At 47.9% G+C, this 16,670-nt stretch carries 17 protein-coding genes and 1 pseudogene; 16 read left to right on the top strand and 2 right to left on the bottom strand.

All coding sequences use genetic code 11. The annotated features are described in order from the left end of the window. Positions 1–350: 350 nt before the first annotated feature. From PVOR_RS15935 to PVOR_RS15890, 10 genes are all read left to right on the top strand, one after another. Entirely contained in the window at positions 351–905 is a 555-nt protein-coding gene (locus tag PVOR_RS15935) for a biotin transporter BioY (RefSeq protein ID WP_006210384.1), read from the top strand. Positions 906–969: 64 nt separating this feature from the next. Continuing rightward, entirely contained in the window at positions 970–2,463 is a 1,494-nt protein-coding gene (locus PVOR_RS15930) for an AMP-binding protein (RefSeq protein ID WP_006210383.1), read from the top strand. Further along, positions 2,460–3,611 carry a thiolase family protein gene (locus PVOR_RS15925; protein WP_006210382.1) on the top strand — a complete coding sequence of 384 codons (1,152 nt, stop codon included), beginning with the start codon at positions 2,460–2,462 and terminating at the stop codon, positions 3,609–3,611. Before PVOR_RS15930 ends, PVOR_RS15925 begins: the two co-directional genes overlap by 4 nt. Continuing rightward, entirely contained in the window at positions 3,608–4,000 is a 393-nt protein-coding gene (locus PVOR_RS15920; RefSeq protein WP_006210381.1) for an FAS1-like dehydratase domain-containing protein, read from the top strand. The genes PVOR_RS15925 and PVOR_RS15920 overlap by 4 nt, the downstream gene beginning before the upstream one ends. Further along, the gene (locus tag PVOR_RS15915) at positions 3,985–4,335 is read left to right on the top strand and encodes a MaoC family dehydratase (protein ID WP_006210380.1); all 351 of its coding nucleotides are present in this window, start codon (positions 3,985–3,987) and stop codon (positions 4,333–4,335) included. Before PVOR_RS15920 ends, PVOR_RS15915 begins: the two co-directional genes overlap by 16 nt. Further along, positions 4,332–5,159: an SDR family NAD(P)-dependent oxidoreductase gene (locus PVOR_RS15910; RefSeq protein WP_006210379.1), complete on the top strand. Its 828-nt coding sequence runs from the start codon at positions 4,332–4,334 to the stop codon at positions 5,157–5,159. Before PVOR_RS15915 ends, PVOR_RS15910 begins: the two co-directional genes overlap by 4 nt. Continuing rightward, positions 5,153–5,962 carry an energy-coupling factor transporter ATPase gene (locus PVOR_RS15905; RefSeq protein ID WP_006210378.1) on the top strand — a complete coding sequence of 270 codons (810 nt, stop codon included), beginning with the start codon at positions 5,153–5,155 and terminating at the stop codon, positions 5,960–5,962. Before PVOR_RS15910 ends, PVOR_RS15905 begins: the two co-directional genes overlap by 7 nt. Then, complete coding sequence (locus PVOR_RS15900; RefSeq protein ID WP_234972967.1) at positions 5,932–6,795, top strand: ATP-binding cassette domain-containing protein; 864 nt, start codon at positions 5,932–5,934, stop codon at positions 6,793–6,795. Before PVOR_RS15905 ends, PVOR_RS15900 begins: the two co-directional genes overlap by 31 nt. Before the next feature lie 2 nt (positions 6,796–6,797). After that, a complete protein-coding gene (locus PVOR_RS15895) occupies positions 6,798–7,598 on the top strand; it encodes an energy-coupling factor transporter transmembrane component T family protein (protein ID WP_006210376.1) in 801 nt (266 codons plus the stop codon). A 5-nt stretch (positions 7,599–7,603) separates the two neighbouring features. Continuing rightward, positions 7,604–8,566 carry an NAD(P)H-dependent flavin oxidoreductase gene (locus PVOR_RS15890; protein ID WP_006210375.1) on the top strand — a complete coding sequence of 321 codons (963 nt, stop codon included), beginning with the start codon at positions 7,604–7,606 and terminating at the stop codon, positions 8,564–8,566. Here the strand turns inward: PVOR_RS15890 and PVOR_RS15885 are convergent. After that, positions 8,563–8,922 (bottom strand): MerR family transcriptional regulator, encoded by a 360-nt coding sequence (locus PVOR_RS15885; protein ID WP_006210374.1) that lies wholly within the window; start codon positions 8,920–8,922, stop codon positions 8,563–8,565. The two genes, PVOR_RS15890 and PVOR_RS15885, sit on opposite strands and share 4 nt — an antisense overlap. A 117-nt stretch (positions 8,923–9,039) precedes the next feature. On the opposite strand from PVOR_RS15885, the gene PVOR_RS15880 reads away from it, so the two are divergent. Both PVOR_RS15880 and PVOR_RS15875 read left to right on the top strand, forming a co-directional pair. Next, the gene (locus tag PVOR_RS15880) at positions 9,040–9,678 is read left to right on the top strand and encodes a nitroreductase family protein (protein ID WP_006210373.1); all 639 of its coding nucleotides are present in this window, start codon (positions 9,040–9,042) and stop codon (positions 9,676–9,678) included. 492 nt (positions 9,679–10,170) lie between these two features. Beyond that, on the top strand, positions 10,171–10,455 hold the full coding sequence (locus tag PVOR_RS15875) for an SDR family NAD(P)-dependent oxidoreductase (RefSeq protein ID WP_006210370.1): 285 nt from the start codon (positions 10,171–10,173) through the stop codon (positions 10,453–10,455). Here the strand turns inward: PVOR_RS15875 and PVOR_RS15870 are convergent. Continuing rightward, positions 10,452–11,069, bottom strand: a complete 618-nt coding sequence (locus PVOR_RS15870) for a TetR/AcrR family transcriptional regulator (protein WP_006210368.1) — start codon at positions 11,067–11,069, stop codon at positions 10,452–10,454. The genes PVOR_RS15875 and PVOR_RS15870 overlap by 4 nt on opposite strands. Positions 11,070–11,354: 285 nt before the next feature. On the opposite strand from PVOR_RS15870, the gene PVOR_RS15865 reads away from it, so the two are divergent. From PVOR_RS15865 to PVOR_RS15850, 4 genes and pseudogenes are all read left to right on the top strand, one after another. Further along, on the top strand, positions 11,355–12,776 hold the full coding sequence (locus tag PVOR_RS15865; protein ID WP_006210367.1) for an FAD-binding oxidoreductase: 1,422 nt from the start codon (positions 11,355–11,357) through the stop codon (positions 12,774–12,776). A gap of 537 nt (positions 12,777–13,313) precedes the next feature. Further along, positions 13,314–14,796 (top strand): annotated as a pseudogene (locus PVOR_RS15860) (alanine/glycine:cation symporter family protein). Between the two features lie 334 nt (positions 14,797–15,130). After that, on the top strand, positions 15,131–16,198 hold the full coding sequence (locus PVOR_RS15855) for an undecaprenyldiphospho-muramoylpentapeptide beta-N-acetylglucosaminyltransferase (RefSeq protein WP_006210365.1): 1,068 nt from the start codon (positions 15,131–15,133) through the stop codon (positions 16,196–16,198). A gap of 97 nt (positions 16,199–16,295) precedes the next feature. Beyond that, positions 16,296–16,580 carry a hypothetical protein gene (locus tag PVOR_RS15850; RefSeq protein ID WP_006210363.1) on the top strand — a complete coding sequence of 95 codons (285 nt, stop codon included), beginning with the start codon at positions 16,296–16,298 and terminating at the stop codon, positions 16,578–16,580. The last annotated feature ends 90 nt before the right edge of the window (positions 16,581–16,670 follow it).

Below are 16,670 nucleotides of genomic sequence, written 5' to 3'. Positions count from 1 at the left end.
AAAGCATCGAACCCCCAGATTCGATGCTTTCTTTTTTATTACCCATTACGCGATCTCTACTTACCGACAATCGGCACAGAAAATGAAACAAAGCAGAGCGTTCGATGGGGTGTCCGGCCATTCGTTCATAATGCTCACGTTGCTGCTCAGCAACTCCAGCCGAACAAGCAGCAACCAACTACCGTTGCCACTATTAGTAGCATCTTCAATGCTTCAGCATTGTTTTCATTGTCAACCAAAAATAATAGTTTTTATGTTTACAATTAGAAACTTGCACATTATAATTCAATTCATTAGACGTCGACGCTAATCAAATATCTTGTTATTGGTTCCCGATGGAGGTTACTACTTTGAAAACAAAAGAACTCGTATATGCTGCATTATTCGCTGCATTCATTGCGGTATTGGGTTTGATTCCGCCACTTCCTCTAGCTTTCATACCTGTTCCGATCACGGCACAGACTCTGGGCGTCATGCTGGCAGGATGCTTCCTGGGCAAACGCATGGCAGCGTTCAGTCTCATCATCTTCATCATTCTGGCAGCGATTGGTCTGCCTGTATTGGCAGGTGGTCGCGGCGGTCTCGCCGTTCTGGTTGGGCCCTCTGCAGGATACATATTTAGCTGGCCGATCGCAGCCTTTTGTATTGGGTGGGCTTCGGAGAAGCTATGGCCGCAAGTCAAGACATGGAAGCTGCTCCTCATCAATATCGTGTTTGGCGTGATTCTCGTGAGCCTGATCGGTGCTCCGGTTATGGCGCTGATTACGAATACGTCCATCTGGGCAGGACTGCTTGGTGCCGTATCATATCTTCCGGGAGACTTGATCAAAGCCATTATTGCAGCCATCGTTGCCATGCAGCTTAAAGCCATCAGTCCGATCGAAGAAAAGATGCACAATTCCTGACTCTATACGACGCTGCTAGAAGCGGAAATGCGAAGGAAAATCTGTCATATAGGTGTGATAACAAATGAATCTGATACAGCCCATCCTAAACCGCGCGGTAGAGACACCCGGCCGAATCGCCATCTCTAGCGGTCGGAAACAGCTTACCTATGCGAGCCTCATGGAGCGGGTCAAACGAATTGCACAAGGGTTCCGGCAGTCTGGCTATGTGCATGACAAGATGGCTATGCTGTCCGCGAACCGTATCGAGTTTGTCGAGGTATTTCTGGGTGCGGTGTATGCAGGATGCGTGCCTGTGCTGCTTGACCCGAAATGGAGTGTTGCCGAATTGCAAAGGGTGATCCAGCAGTGCAAGCCTCGGGTCATCGTTGGTGAGAGACGTTATGTGAAAAAAATAAACGAACAGCACGCTGCCATCCCGTGGTTAACTTTTGCTGAACATGAACACCTGGGAACCTACGATACATGGCTGTCGTCATTTCAGCCAGCAGGAGATGCGGATCTAACTAACGAGTTGCTGTTTATCGGCTATACTTCAGGAACAACCGGTCGTCCCAGGGGATATATGCGCACCCATGTCTCCTGGCTTCGAAGCTTTGAAGCAACGGGCGAGGCCTTCCAATTAAACCGGATGGAGCAGGTGCTTGCTCCAGGTCCGTTTGTGCATTCCTTGTCCCTATTTGCTCTTATGCAGTCGCTCTACAGCGGGGCGACCTTTCATATTCTGGAGCAGTTTGCTGCCCGTGAGGTCCTGAACCTGTGCTCCAAAGTACCCGATATGACTTTATTTGTCGTACCAACGATGATTGATTCCTTGTTACAATACGCTGCAGTGGATTCGGGCAAAGTATCCATTCAGGCGATGATCAGTTCAGGAGGTGCATGGTCCGAGTCATCCAAACAACGGTGTCGCGAGATGTTTCCCGATACCCAATTGTATGAATATTATGGCTCTTCGGAAGCGAGTTATATCAGTTACATAGATGTAGGCAAAGAAGACAAGCCCGGTTCTCTCGGAAGACCGTTTGACGGTGTGCAGATATCGATTCGAGACGAGTTTTTTCGGGAGGTGCCTGTGGGTGAGATCGGCCAGTTGTACATTCGCAGCGAGATGATGTTCACGGGTTACTATCAGCTTCATGAAGATACAATTGATGTTTTTCGCGATGGCTGGCTTCAGACAGGCGACTACGTGTATGTCGATCTGAACAACGATCTTTATCTCGCAGGACGTTCCCAGAATATGATTAAAAGCGGCGGCTTGAAGGTATTCCCGGAAGAAGTGGAGGCTGTGCTTGGGCGAATTCCGTCCGTACAGGAGGTTATGGTATTCGGCAAACCGAATGATCGATGGGGGGAGCAGGTAACCGCTCTGATTCAGTGGCAGGCTGGCGAGCGCCAGTGGACACTGGATGAGGTCAAGCAGTTTTGTCTGAAGTTTCTGGCCAGCTATAAGATACCCAAAGAACTGATCGACATCGATCGGTTCCAGTATACGAGCAGCGGGAAAATTGCCCGCAAAGTGATGAAGGATAATGTGGAAAGGGTGATCCTGTGACAGATGCAGTCATTGTGATGGCAAAACGTACACCGATTGGCCGCATTGGCGGAGCATTAAGCTCGCTGGAGCCGGAGGCTCTGCTGGCACCCCTGATTCGCCACATCTTAGCGGAAACCAACGTTCCGCATCACATGATAGATGATGTGGTGATCGGAAATGTGGTTGGACCGGGCGGTAACATCGGCCGCGTGGCCGCCCTTGAGGCCGGTCTTCCCGTCACGGTGCCCGGCGTAACCATTGACCGTCAATGCGGTTCGGGGCTGGAGGCCATCAATATGGCTGCGAGGCTCATTCAGAGCGGTGCAGGCGAGATATATCTGGCTGGAGGTGTGGAGAGCACGAGTCGGGCACCCTGGAGAATGTTCAAGCCGAAGACGCTGACGGGGACGCCTGAGCTGTATAAGCGTGCCCGTTTTACGCCGAACGCTTATGGTGATCCGGACATGGGGGTGGCCGCAGAAAACGTGGCCCATGTCTACGGGATATCCAGGGCAGCGCAGGATCGTTATGCGCTGGACAGTCATGAAAAGGCTGTTCGCTCCCGGCAAACCGGGCGATTCCAGCAGGAGATCATTCCACTTGAAGTACAGGGGAGCTTGGTAGATACAGATGAATGCCCGAGAGCGGATACAAGTCTCGAAAAGCTGCAGCGGCTGAAGCCTGTTTTTGCCGATAACGGCACCGTGACGGCTGGCAATGCATGCCCCATGAATGATGGGGCGGCGCTTGTGCTCATGATGTCCCGAGACAAGTGCAGGGAGCTGAACCTTCGGCCCGTGCTGCGCATCGTGGATGCAAGGGTGGCCGGAGTCGATCCGCATGTGCTGGGCATAGGCCCTGTTCCGGCAATTCGCAGCCTGTTAAGCCGCCAGCAGTTGACGGCGGATGACCTGGACGTCATCGAATTCAACGAGGCCTTCGCTTCCCAGGTGCTTGCATCATTGCAGGAGCTTCAAATCCCCTTGCACAAGGTCAATCCTGGCGGAGGAGCCCTTGCTTTGGGACATCCTTACGGAGCATCCGGTGCAATTCTAATGACGCGTTTATGCGCCGAAATGCAACATCAGCCATTTCGACGCGGATTGGCTGCGCTTGGAATTGGAGGAGGCATGGGTCTTGCCACTCTGGTGGAGGCAGCCGAATGAACAAGCTTGAATTTGCATATCACCTTACGCCAGAAGCGATTCTTGCGTATGCGCACAGCATTGAAACTCCCTTGCAGAAGATCGATGGGACATGGCTTGCTCCGCCTACGATGCCGGTTACGTTTTGGACCTTAGCCGATGTTCCGTGGCTGGACAAGGAGCGTACGTTCATCCATGGCAGCCAGTCGTTTGCTTATGAGAAACCGCTCTTAGCCGGCGCTCATCTTGACTGTGTGCTGACCCTCACTCGAATGGAACAGAAAACGGGCCACAGTGGAGCGCTCACCTTGTATACCCACTTGCTGGAATGCAGATGCAAGGGAGAGCTGGTTGTGAGTGCAGAGACGGTATTAATATCGCTGGAGGATCACGCATGGAAAAAAAGATAACAATGGAAGCGATCAGGCTGTTCGCTGCTGCTTCCGGGGATGCGGCTGCCTTTCACACCGATCCCGAAGCGGCGAAGGCCGCCGGATTCAAAGGCCCTGTTGCCCATGGCATGTACATCATGGGAATTGCCCATTCCATGTATTTGAGCCAGCACTCGGAGCAATGGATCAAGTCTTCCCGAATGAGGTTTATGAAGCCTGCATGGGCGGATACGGTGGCGCGATTTGATTATGATTGCGCAAACCATGAGATTCAGGTCACCGTGACAGGGGAGAATGGTGAAACGCTGGCGAATGGTTCGTTTTCCGTTGGCGGAAAGGTGGATGATCTTTGAATAAAACGGTTTTGATTACAGGTGCCACAAGAGGGATCGGGCGTTGTCTTGCTCTCCGATTGGCCCGTCACGGCTACCGCGTGGCTGTTAATGGAACCCGGCAGCCAGGCATCGATTGTGTAGTAGAGGACATCCGCCAGCATGGGGGAGAGGCATCGGGTTATTGTGCAGATGTTGCCAACCCTGATGAAGTAACAGCCATGGTCAACGCCATTGTGACGAAATATGGAAACATCGATGTTTTGATTCATAATGCAGGCAATTTGCGGGACCGCAAATGTATGAACATGACCGATGAGGAATGGAATTCGGTGATTGATGTGCACCTGAATGGCGCCTTTTATTGCATTCGGCGTGTGCTGCCACACATGACTGAACACGGAGGGGACATTGTACTGATGACCTCAACAGCCGGATTGAAAGGCTCTGTGGGACAAGTGAACTACAGCGCAGCCAAGGCAGGCATGCTCGGCATGGTATGGACGCTGTCAGAGGAACTGCGGCGATACCGTATTCGCATCAATGCGATTACGCCAGCAGCCCTGACCGATATGACCCGTCCTGTAATCGAGTTTTTGACCGAAAAATATGCCCAGCGCAATGAGCCATTTCCCGAGCACTGGAAGGTGGGTGAAAGTGATGATGTTGCTTGTTTCGTGAAGCTTTTGCTGGAACAGCCCGATATGGATCTTACAGGGGAGACGTTTGGTGTCAATGGCCCTGACGTGACCTTGTGGCAGAAGCCCTCGATCATTCAAAAAAGCGGCGATGCAGCAGCCATTTTCGACAGCTGGAGAAACAGGAGAGGAGGCGGGACATGTTAACGTTAAATCAGGTTCAATTTTATTATCGGAAAGGACAGTCGGTTCTTGATGAGATTAGCTTTGCCGTGAAGAAGAGAGAGTTTCTTGCCATCGTCGGCGGGAATGGTTCCGGTAAATCCACCCTGGCCAAGTTAATGAAAGGCTTGCTGCTGCCGAAGAAGGGCAGCGTCCAATTCAACAAGCTGGACACCACAGAGCCCGAAGTGGCAGCAGATATTCACCGTCGTATCGGCATCGTTTTTCAAAATCCCGATGATCAGTTCATTACAACAACAGTGACGGATGAGATTGTGTTCGGCATGGAGAACCTCCGTATTCCGCGGGATGAAATGCATGCTCGCCTGAATCTGGTTCTGAAGGCTGTTGGATTGGAGAATGAAGCGGAAGCCATGCCGCATCAGTTGTCCGGTGGACAGAAGCAGCGTGCTGCCATTGCAGCCGTCCTTGCCATGCAGCCTGACATGATCATTCTGGATGAGGCGACCTCCATGCTTGATCCAGAGGGAAGACAGCAGATGCTGCTGATCATGCAGGAGCTTCATCGTCAGGGTGTGACGATTGTACACATCACGCATCACATGGATGAGGTCCTGCATGCCGAACGTGTTCTGCTGCTGCATGAAGGACATATTGCGTATGATGGAACGCCGGCAGTACTGTTTGAAACGGTGGCATTGGCCGATTACGGACTTCATGCGCCGTTTGCCGTAAGGCTGCGGCAATCGCTTAGTAAAGCTGGTCCGACAGCTCCATTAATACCGGATTGGAAGGAGTGGACCCGATCGCAATGGTCTATGCGTTGAATCAGGCAAATGTACGCTTCGCGGATCGGGTTGCACTGCGAGATGTGAGCTGCACCCTTGGGGAGGGGAAGTGGATTTCGGTTGTTGGACCGAGCGGTGCCGGAAAGTCTACCTTCGCCCATGTACTGAAGGGGCTGCTTCCGTTATGTGAAGGTGAGTATTTCATTAATCAGAGCCCTGCACCGAAGGACGCCAAGGGACATTGCAGCGTTATAACCGATATAGGCTTTGTATTCCAGTATCCGGAGCATCAAATATTCGAAAGCACCGTATACAAGGAACTTGCATTCGCACCTCGTATGCAGGGTTGGTCATCCGTTCGAATCGAAGAGGCTATCGAGCAGATCCTGCCACTGGTGGGTATGGGGAGGGAGCTGCTGCCTTGGGTTCCCCTTCAATTAAGTGGTGGGCAAAAACGGCGGGTGGCTCTTGCCTCGGTGCTGCTCATGAATCCGAGACTGCTCATTCTGGATGAGCCGACGGCTGGATTGGACCCGGCGGGCAGGTTTGCACTCCTGCGCATGCTGCAGGCATGGCAGAAGGCAGAGAACCGAACGATCGTGTTCATTTCGCATCAGATGGAGGATGTTGCCGAATTTTCGGACGAGGTCATGGTGTTCCATCAGGGGCAACTTCTGGGACATGAGGATACCCATACGCTTTTTTTTGAGCGATCCGACCTTCTGGAGCAAGCAGGACTTCCTCTGCCTGAAGCTGTACAGCTTATGAGATTGGTGGAGGAGCTGTCTGGCCGAAGCATCGGAGTGAGCAGCTGCAGAGAGAAGGATATTCTGGACGCGGTGCTGCCGTTCTGGGAAGTTAGAGGGCAATAAATATGCAGAAAAATATACTGTTTGGACAATTCATCGAACAAGATTCCCTGATTCATCGATTGGACCCTCGAACGAAACTGCTTGGCATGGTTCTGATGATGGTTAGTTTTTTGGCACTACGGACTTGGGTCGATTACGCTGCTGCCACAGCTTTTGTTCTGATCGTCATGGGGCTGTCTCATATATCCATATGGATGTATTTGCGGACATTAAAGCCGGTCTGGTTCATTTTAGTGTTTACCTGGACATATAACGCCATTCTTACTCCGGGTACAACGATATTGTGGTCCTGGTCGTTCATATCTTTGACAGCGGAAGGCATCGAGACGGGAACGGTTGTCGTCTGGCGTATCGGCTTGATGATCCTTCTTGCCTCAATCCTTACCCTGACCACCAAGCCGTTGGCATTGGCTCTGGGATTGGAAAAGCTGCTGTCGCCGCTGTCCAGATTACATGTACCCGTTGAACAGATTTCCTTGATGGTGGTGATTGCCATACGCTTTATTCCCACCATTATGGAAGAACTGGAACGCATTATGCTCGCCCAAAAGGCAAGGGGATATGATATCACCGCCCTCAAGCTGCCCAAGCGGCTGCTCGCCTACATTCCCATTGTAGTGCCGCTCTTCATGACGACCATTCAACGCGCGGAGCAGTTATCGCTGGCCATAGACGCCAGAGCTTACGGTAACGGGAAGGGCAGGAGCTCTTACCGAGTATTGAGATTGACGACTACGGACTTTAGGGCAGGAGGATGCACGATCGGTTTCATCTTCGTGCTGCTTCTGCTCTCAGGAGGATAATAGATATGGAATGGAGCACACGTCTTACGGATCTTCTGAACATTCAGTATCCTATCATTCAAGGGGGATTGGCTTACCTTGGCTATGCCGATCTGGCAGCAGCCGTATCCAATGCCGGCGGACTTGGGCAGATTACGGCCATGAGTCTTCCTGATGCGAATTCCCTGCGCTGCGAAATTCAGCGGATTCATGCCTTAACGGACAAGCCGTTCGGGGTCAATCTTGCTCTGGGCATGCAGCGAGCGGATCTTGCAGACCGTCTGCAGGTCATCAAGGAAGAGAACGTTTCGGTGGTATCCATTACAGGAGGCAACCCGACTGACATGCTGAATGAGCTGCGGAGAACGGATATAATCACGCTGGTGCTTGTCTCATCACGCAGACAGGCGCAAAAAGCGGAGGCGCTTGGCGCATCCGCAGTCATTGTTGTGGGCAATGAAGGCGGAGGGCATCTTGGACGCGACGGAGTCGGCACCATGGTACTGGTGCCCAGCATTGCGGATGGGGTGCAAATCCCCGTCATTGCTTCAGGTGGAATTGGAGACGGCCGAGGCTGGATGGCTGCTCAGGCTCTGGGCGCGGAAGGAATCGTCATGGGTACCCGTTTTATTGCCACACAGGAATGCGTGCATGCCTCCGAATCCTATAAACGGGCGCTGGTCAGCAGCTCAGAGACGGACACAACGATCATTAAAGCGTCCATCGGTTCTCCGGGGAGGGTGCTGCGCAATGCTTTTGCCCAGCATATTGTCGATACCGAGCAAAGGACACCCGGTTATGAGCAGATCCAACACTTGATTCGCGGTCAGGTAAACCGACGCTGGATTCACGACGGTTATGAAGAGGAGGGGTTCGGCTGGGCTGGGCAGGTGACTGGATTGATTGAAGATATCCCTACCGTTTCCGAACTGATCAACCGAATGATTGCGGAGGCAGGGCGTATCCGTCATGCGTGGGGAAGTTCTTAACACTTCGTTTGAAAGTTTGCTTTTCCTTCCAGGATAGTGTTCAAAAATTTCTTTGACTTTCTTAATCGCTTCTGGATAACTTCGATTTCTTTGATTTTTTGTTCAACGATCATTTTCTTATCCTCGTATGCTAAGTCAATTTGTTGGTTAACTAGCGAACTTAATTCTTCTATAGAAAAGTCTACGGATAGGAGTACCTTCACATCATCCAGGAATTCAACAATCTCTTCTGAATAAATACGGTAATTGTTTTCATCTCTTGCAACAAACCTGTCGGGGATCAGGTTTTTGCGTTCATAGAATCTCAATGTTGATATAGGCAGACCTGTTAATTTTGAAACCTCATTTATTTTCATATTGCGGCCCCTTCTCTCTCTTGCTATAAACTTAGGTTTATAGTTCATAATACGATTATGATAACGAACGACATACACCATGTCAAAAAAATGAATGTTATCAAAAGGAGAGATTCGATGTTTAACCATATTCTGAATAACGATTTTGCCAATGTAGTTAAGGGGCGACGTTCTGTCCGCAAGTATGATGAGAGTATCAAAATATCGAGAGAAGAAATGAGCGAAATGATTACGGAAGCCAGCTTGGCTCCATCCTCCGCAAATATGCAGCCTTGGCGTGTTATCGTGGTTGATACTCCGGAAGGAAAAGAAAAACTAAGACCTCTTGTACGTTTTAATACATTACAAAACGATACTTCCTCGGCCATGTTATTAATTTTTGGCGATACTCAAAGCTATTTGAATGCCGAGGATATTTACAATACAGCTGTGGAGCAAGGGAAAATGCCAGCCGAAGTACGAGATCGTCAGCTGGAAACCATTCTGTCGATGTTTCCGACACTTCCAAAAGAAGTGAAGGTTGAAGTTGCCAAAGTCGACAGCAGCCTTTTTGCGATGCAGTTCATGTTAATAGCTCGTGCACATGGGTATGATACGAATCCAATGGCGGGCTTCGAAGTTGATCAACTGGCAAAAGCATTTGATCTAGATGAAGAACGCTATGTTCCCGTAATGATGATCTCAATAGGAAAAGCCAAAGAAGAAGGTTATGAATCAGTTCGATTAGGTTCCGATAGAATTACTTTTTGGAAGTAACCTGGCGGTGGAGATGAGGTCACATTTGATTATGGCATAATCGGATGGAGTAAATTTACGTGTTTGGCTGGGGGACAATGAGCGAGTGTTGTATGAAACTTCTAGTATACGGCAATCTTTTGGCTGGTGGAAGGCCTTACTGGGTTTCCTTGGCTGCTAGATCCTATTAAAGTTTTGGAGCTTCACCGCCAGTCATAACCCAATAACAAGAAGGGGACTCGAGTCGAGTGCCCTTCTTGTTGTCTCTAAGCAAAATTAACTTGGAAAAATTAGCACATTTACGAATGCTGTTGGATACCCAACACACCGGGCATATCTGATCGTTGTTGAATGTGTGAACTATTTCTATAATAGAAGCTCTAGAATAAAAATAACGCGTTGTTGGTTTTTTTCTATGCAAGGAGAACATAGTGGGTAACATGAACAGAGAGGATAGGGAACCTAATACGGGTTTGCCTCTTCTGGAATTTAATTATGAAGGGAGTTCTTTTTATGAGTGATTTTTCATTATCGATTCCTACACCTGTACCGTTTGATCGTATGTTATCGCTAGAGGGTAAGTGTGCAGTAGTTACAGGCGGCAGCCGCGGAATTGGCGAGGCGATTGTCACACGAATGGTTAAGGCTGGTGCCTTCGTTGTGCTGACAGGCAGAGGACAAGAGGCTCTGACACGTGTCGAGGCAAAAATCGCCGCAATGGGAGGAAAGGTTGTTGCCGTTCAGGCAGATTCCAGCAGCGTGGAAGATTCTAAAAAGTGGGTTTTCTCTATTCTCTAATTCTTCAATCCGGCCGCCGTGAATGGACCTTTCACCGTAATTGTTGCAAGAATACGAGCCATCTCTTCAGGAGATTCGGTTCCGTTGCCATTCAGCCACTGCTCAATGACACCGATATGGGCCGAAACCAAATAGGCAATTAAGTACTCGCTGGGAACAAGCAATTTCTCTTGCTTTACCAGAGGGAACTCTTTTCTAACAAACAATGTATTCCACAAGAACTCCTTCATTTTTGTTTGGAAGGATAGGCCACCTTTGGGACCGGATACGGCCCTCATAAACTTTCGGTTCTGATCCAAATACTCAAACATGGAAACCATGACATTAAGGGGCAGCGTTGGGGGTACATTCGAATCTGCATCTACATTAACGTCCGTAACTTTTTGTTTAACGATGTCCCTCATTTTGTCCATAAACTCTTCTTGGCATCGGGCCATTAAATCAAATTTATCCTGATAATGCGCATAGAAGGTTCCGCGATTAATTCTGGCCCTCGTTGTAATATCCTTAACTGTAATGGCTTCGAATCCTTTTTCCTCAATTAAATCAATCAAGGCTTCACGGATGAACTCTTTCGTTCGAATAATTCGCAAATCTTTGCTCGGTTCTCGCATTCTTAAGCCAACTCCTTTTTAAAAAATGTATACACAGACAAATAGTGCCGATACCTGGCACAGGAACGATTCGAACATGGTTGACTGTTACATGATATTATAATAAAAATCGCATAGTTAAACAACACGTTGTTTGATTTTGTGAGAAACGAAGGCTTGTCCTAATCATATAATCCAAAATCAAACCCGCCTTACAAGGCAGGTGCCGTTACCGGGTCAAGTGTCCCCACATAGGAATAAGCAGATAAGAACGGTTTATTACATGTACGAGGATGGTGAGATTCAATGGCACTGAAGCCAATAAAAGCAGGTACGAGGTTGACCGGAAGGGTTGTGGTCCCGGGCAGCCCGTCGTACCGTGCGGCCAGAATGGAATACAACAGGCGCATTTCCAAGTTTCCACGGGTCATCGTTTTTTGCAGACGAACACAGGATGTGATCAATGCCGTCAAATGGGCTCGTGAACGGGGCGTACGTCTGCGAGTGCGCAGCGGGCGGCACAGTTATGAAGGATTTTCGACAATCAATGGCGGGATTGTTATCGATGTGAGTGCAATGAATAAGGTGAAGGTGGATCGCAAGAACAGGGTGGCCCACGTGCAGACAGGCAATCCGCTTGCCCGTGTATACAGGAAGCTGTGGGATAAGGGCGTAGCGCTCCCGGCAGGGACGGCACCTGATGTGGGTGTTGCAGGGCTTACCCTGGGAGGCGGGATTGGACTGTTGTCTCGTAAATATGGACTTACCTGCGATAACCTGAAACAGGTGAAGATGGTTGTAGCTTCGGGAAGGTATGGGGCGAAGACGATCATCGCGAATAAGAAAAAAAATTCCGATCTTTTCTGGGCATCAAGAGGTGGCGGGGGAGGCAGCTTCGGCATTGCTACCCGCTATACGTTTCGGGTACGGCCTATCCGGACAGTCTCCATCTACAGCATAACCTGGAAATGGCGCGACCTGGAGAAGGTATTTCCGGCTTGGCAGCGCTGGGCACCTTCGGTCACAAACCGCTTAACCTCAACCATCGAGGTGGCTGCCAAGCAGGTGGGGACGATCGTCTCGACGGGGCAATTGCTGGGCGGTGCAGAGGAGCTGCGTCGACTGATCCGACCTTTGCTACAAGTAGGAACTCCGGTGAAAGTGATGGTGCGAACGGTACCTTTTATTGAAGCGACCCAATTTTTTGCCGCTGGAGATCTGAATTTGGAACCGAAGTTTAAAATAACCGGGGCTTTCGGATATAAGCCTCTACCTCCTGAAGGGGTACGGATGATTCGCGATTTCCTCTCGAAAGCACCTAATAAGCATGCTACCGTGTGGTGTCAAAGTTTAGGGGGTGCCGGGAGCGCGGTAAGCCGGGTATCTCCGACTGCAACAGCCTATCCTCATCGGAAGGCAGAAACGGTTTATGAACTGTCGGCGCGGTGGAGGAATGACAAAGAGCAGCAGCGGAATATTCAGTGGGTGAAAAGGTTCCGTAAAGCGTTACGTCCCTATGTAGTAGGAGACTATGTGAACTTCCCGGATCTGGGGATCAAGAATTGGCCGAAGTCGTATTACGGCGTGAACTTTGCCCGTTTGAAGCGTGTGAAACAAAAGTATGATCCGTTAAATGTATTTCGTTTTGCCCAGAGTATTCCGGTGGGGAAGCGATCCGTTCGCAGATTAGACAAAAAAGAAAAGTTAGGATATATAGGTTACAAATAAAATTAAAGTAAAAAAATGTAATAACATTGGAGTTTACTCCAATGTTATTTTTTGTATGGAAAAACAATATTCTATTAAAGAGGTTTCACGGCTGCTAATATTCCGAAGGATACGCTTCGGTATTATGACCGTAACGGAGTTGTATCCATCCCGGGAACACAATTCCTACCGTATGTATTCTAAGGAGGACCTCATCGCCAGCATTTATGGGAACATTAATCGATTCATAATACTCACTTAAGATGATAGATAATATCCTTATTTTCTTATTAATTCAGAAAAATCAGCTTTTAGAGAAGAAATAATGAAATATATATTGACATTTAGTGGGCGTTAATCAGTATAATAGTAGAAAAATATCCATAATCATATAAATATGTAATGAAACCTATCATTGAATTGGATATTTAAAGACGATTGATTTTGATTCAAGGCGGTGATGTTTAAAGAGGGACCTTGAATATACCTCATGCGTTTACACTACATGATATTCATTTATCTTAATGAGACCAGAATTTGAATCTTAGGAGGCAGAGGATGGAGACCGTAGTCAATTGGCTAAACGGAATTATCTGGAGTAACGCTTTGATTTATCTATGTTTAGCAACAGGCTTGTTCTTTACGATTGCAACCCGATTTTTGCAAGTTAGACACATCAAGGATATGCTCAAACTGATGTTTCAAGGTAAAGGTTCCGAAGCTGGCATATCATCCTTTCAGGCGCTGTCAATGGCTCTTGCCGGAAGAATTGGGGTCGGAAATATCGCCGGTGTGGCAACAGCAATCGCATATGGCGGACCAGGAGCTGTATTCTGGATGTGGTTGATTGCATTTCTGGGTGCGGGCTCTGCATTTGTTGAAGCTGCACTCGGTCAGGTCTATAAGACCAAACAAAATGGTCAGTACCGCGGGGGACCAGCATATTACATCGAAAAAGGCTTGAATATGAAGTGGTACGCAGTCCTATTTGCGATTGTAACGGTCATTGCAACGGGGATGCTGCTTCCCGGAGTGCAAGCCAATAGTATTGCAGTAAGTATGGAATCGGCCTTTAACATTAACCCTGCCATCATCGGCGCGGTGCTTGTACTGATTCTGGGTGCCATTATTTTCGGTGGCGTTAAACGCATTGCTATGGTTGCCCAGGTCGCTGTGCCCTTTATGGCCGTTGGTTATATCATTATTGCACTTATTATAGTTATTAGTAATATTAATGAGCTTCCAGCTATGATCAGCCTGATCTTCTCCAGCGCCTTCGGTGCAAATGCCTCTTTCGGTGGAATTTTGGGGGCAGCTATCAGTTGGGGAGTGAAACGGGGCATTTATTCCAATGAAGCGGGACAGGGGACAGCTCCTCATGCAGCGGCGGCCAGTGAAGTGTCACATCCCGCCAAGCAAGGGCTAGTCCAATCGTTCTCGATCTATATCGATACCTTATTCGTCTGTTCAGCTACCGCATTCATGATTCTGATCACCGGAATGTACAATGTAACGCCAGAAGGAGCCGGCGCTATTGTGAATAATCTGGGAGACGTTGGACCGGGGCCTGTGTATACGACACGGGCAGTTGAGACGCTGCTTCCTGGCTTTGGCTCTGCGTTTGTTGCTATTGCGCTATTCTTTTTCGCCTTTACGACGATCATGGCTTATTACTATATGGCGGAGACGAATCTGGCCTACATTAACCAAAAATTCAGACGGGTTTGGATGGAATATGTATTGAAAGCGGCTATTTTGTATTGTCACCTTCTATGGCTGCATCAGAACAGCCGACTTGGCATGGGGACTTGGTGATATTGGCGTAGGAAGTATGGCCTGGCTGAACATTATAGCTATACTGTTATTGACTAAGCCGGCGTTGAAAATCCTTCGCGATTACGAGCGGCAGAAGAAGGAGGGCAAGGATCCGGTATTCGATCCTGTCAAGCTGGGGATTAAAAATGCAGACTTTTGGGAGAAGGAATACACTCCAATCGATTCTCCATCACAGCAGCACAAGAACAATTCGGTGCATATGTAAGTGTCTGGTTCATATGATTGGATCAGCAAAAAGATCAGCAAAAAGAAGCTGCGTCCATCGCAGTTTCTTTTGCTTTTATGATGAGGCGGCTCTGCCAAGAAGATTAGGGTTTGGGGATGTTGAGGTTGAGCTGACATCTTCGCCATTTGCACCTGTACGATAATCGTCATTGTTTTGACATTGAAGGTTATATTTTTTCTATCAAGAGCATGGATTGCGTCTTTTTATGTTTTGTGAATAAAACCGATTTGCGGATTGCATTCTACCCTTAAGCTAAATAGAGTATTATGATAATGAATGTAAGTAAAAACAGCATGGTTGGGTGGCTGAATAAATGAAAAAGATTCTCTTCACTGGCGGAGGTTCGGCAGGGCATGTAACGGTTAATCTTGCGTTGATTCCAAAGTTTATGGATGCAGGCTGGTCAATGGATTACATAGGTTCAATAAATGGCATCGAGAGACAACTTATTACCGCTATTCCTAATGTAAAATACCACTCGATTTCAACGGGCAAGCTTAGACGATATGTAGATTTGAAAAACGTAAAGGATCCCTTCCATGTAGTCAAAGGGGTTGTCCAAGCGTATCAACTGATAAAAAAACTAAAACCAGCCGTAGTCTTTTCCAAAGGCGGCTTTGTATCCGTCCCTGTTGTTATTGGAGCATGGTTGAATAAAGTACCTGTAATTGTACACGAATCAGATTTGACCCCAGGGTTAGCCAACAGGATAACTAGCAGGTTCTCAACTGTAATATGCACCACCTTTCCGGAGACTGCTGCGGCCTTCAAAAATAATAACGGCCATCATGTAGGCCCGGTTATTAGAGAAGAAATGAAACAAGGCAAGGCAGAACGAGGTCGTGAGTTTGTTGGATTTTCCAAAATGACGAAACCTACCATTCTCGTAATGGGTGGTAGTTTAGGAGCCAGGAAAATCAACGAAGTACTTCGGGAGTCGTTAAATGAGCTAACAAAGCAATTTGGAATCATTCATCTTTGTGGAAAAGGGAACCTTGACTCTTCGATATCGAATCCGGATTATAAACAATTTGAATACATTGATCAAGAGCTGCCCGATATACTAGCTTACTGTGATTTCGTTATTTCTAGGGCAGGCTCCAATTCGATCTTTGAATTCCTGTTCCTGAAGAAACCGATGCTTTTGATTCCTCTAACTAAACAACAGAGCAGAGGGGACCAGCTTTTAAATGCCGCCTCTTTCGAACGTGAGGGTTATTGCAAGGTTCTGCATGAGGAACTGCTGGATTCTAAAAGCTTGATAACGAGTGTTAGGGAATTGGCTGAAGAAAAAGAGGTCTACATAAAAAACATGAATGGTTTCAAACATCATGATGCCTTAGGCCTTCTCTATAATCTCATTATTGAAATAGCTAAATGAAGCAAAATTATCGTTATTTATCTGTTCATGAAACCACATCACGTGCTTTCAGTATAATTAATAGATTCATATCTTGATGAGGGAGTGTGAGGACGTAATGAATGAAATCATCAATATGATTATGTCTCTGTTTGAAAAGCTAACTGATGAAGAGAAGGCATCCATAAACAGTGCCCTTTCCGGGTTGTTTGAGAGACCCATTCCATGTTTCATTTCAGAGCTCTCTACGTTTAATGAAGAGGAACTAGTTGTCACTAAGAACACAATAAACGGGTTGATTCTCACTAGAGAGAATGTACCTGACCTTTTAGAAGCGTACGAACGATTAAAGAACAAAGATCTACCTCAAAAAGTCTCCTTTGGGCACTTGACAGTAGATTAAGTTAACGGGAAAACACTCTATCTTGATAAAAAATGAAGGCAACCAATCATAATGATCGGCTGCCTTGCTATGGCTAACTCGAATGGGGTT

Origin of the sequence: Paenibacillus vortex V453, from assembly GCF_000193415.1 — a bacterium.
Classification (GTDB): domain Bacteria; phylum Bacillota; class Bacilli; order Paenibacillales; family Paenibacillaceae; genus Paenibacillus_AQ; species Paenibacillus_AQ glucanolyticus.
Note: the sequence above shows the minus strand (reverse complement) of the source record. Positions and strands in the feature narration are given on the sequence as shown.

Bases quoted from the DNA above. Each gene is read 5' to 3' on its own strand.
- PVOR_RS15890 (WP_006210375.1), top strand. From the start codon at position 7,604: ATGGAATGGAGCACACGTCTTACGGATCTTCTGAACATTCAGTATCCT.
- PVOR_RS15905 (WP_006210378.1), top strand. From the start codon at position 5,153: ATGTTAACGTTAAATCAGGTTCAATTTTATTATCGGAAAGGACAGTCG.
- PVOR_RS15895 (WP_006210376.1), top strand. From the start codon at position 6,798: ATGCAGAAAAATATACTGTTTGGACAATTCATCGAACAAGATTCCCTG.
- PVOR_RS15850 (WP_006210363.1), top strand. From the start codon at position 16,296: ATGAATGAAATCATCAATATGATTATGTCTCTGTTTGAAAAGCTAACT.
- PVOR_RS15885 (WP_006210374.1), bottom strand. From the start codon at position 8,922: ATGAAAATAAATGAGGTTTCAAAATTAACAGGTCTGCCTATATCAACA.
- PVOR_RS15915 (WP_006210380.1), top strand. From the start codon at position 3,985: ATGGAAAAAAAGATAACAATGGAAGCGATCAGGCTGTTCGCTGCTGCT.
- PVOR_RS15880 (WP_006210373.1), top strand. From the start codon at position 9,040: ATGTTTAACCATATTCTGAATAACGATTTTGCCAATGTAGTTAAGGGG.
- PVOR_RS15930 (WP_006210383.1), top strand. From the start codon at position 970: ATGAATCTGATACAGCCCATCCTAAACCGCGCGGTAGAGACACCCGGC.
- PVOR_RS15865 (WP_006210367.1), top strand. From the start codon at position 11,355: ATGGCACTGAAGCCAATAAAAGCAGGTACGAGGTTGACCGGAAGGGTT.
- PVOR_RS15875 (WP_006210370.1), top strand. From the start codon at position 10,171: ATGAGTGATTTTTCATTATCGATTCCTACACCTGTACCGTTTGATCGT.
- PVOR_RS15920 (WP_006210381.1), top strand. From the start codon at position 3,608: ATGAACAAGCTTGAATTTGCATATCACCTTACGCCAGAAGCGATTCTT.
- PVOR_RS15870 (WP_006210368.1), bottom strand. From the start codon at position 11,069: ATGCGAGAACCGAGCAAAGATTTGCGAATTATTCGAACGAAAGAGTTC.
- PVOR_RS15855 (WP_006210365.1), top strand. From the start codon at position 15,131: ATGAAAAAGATTCTCTTCACTGGCGGAGGTTCGGCAGGGCATGTAACG.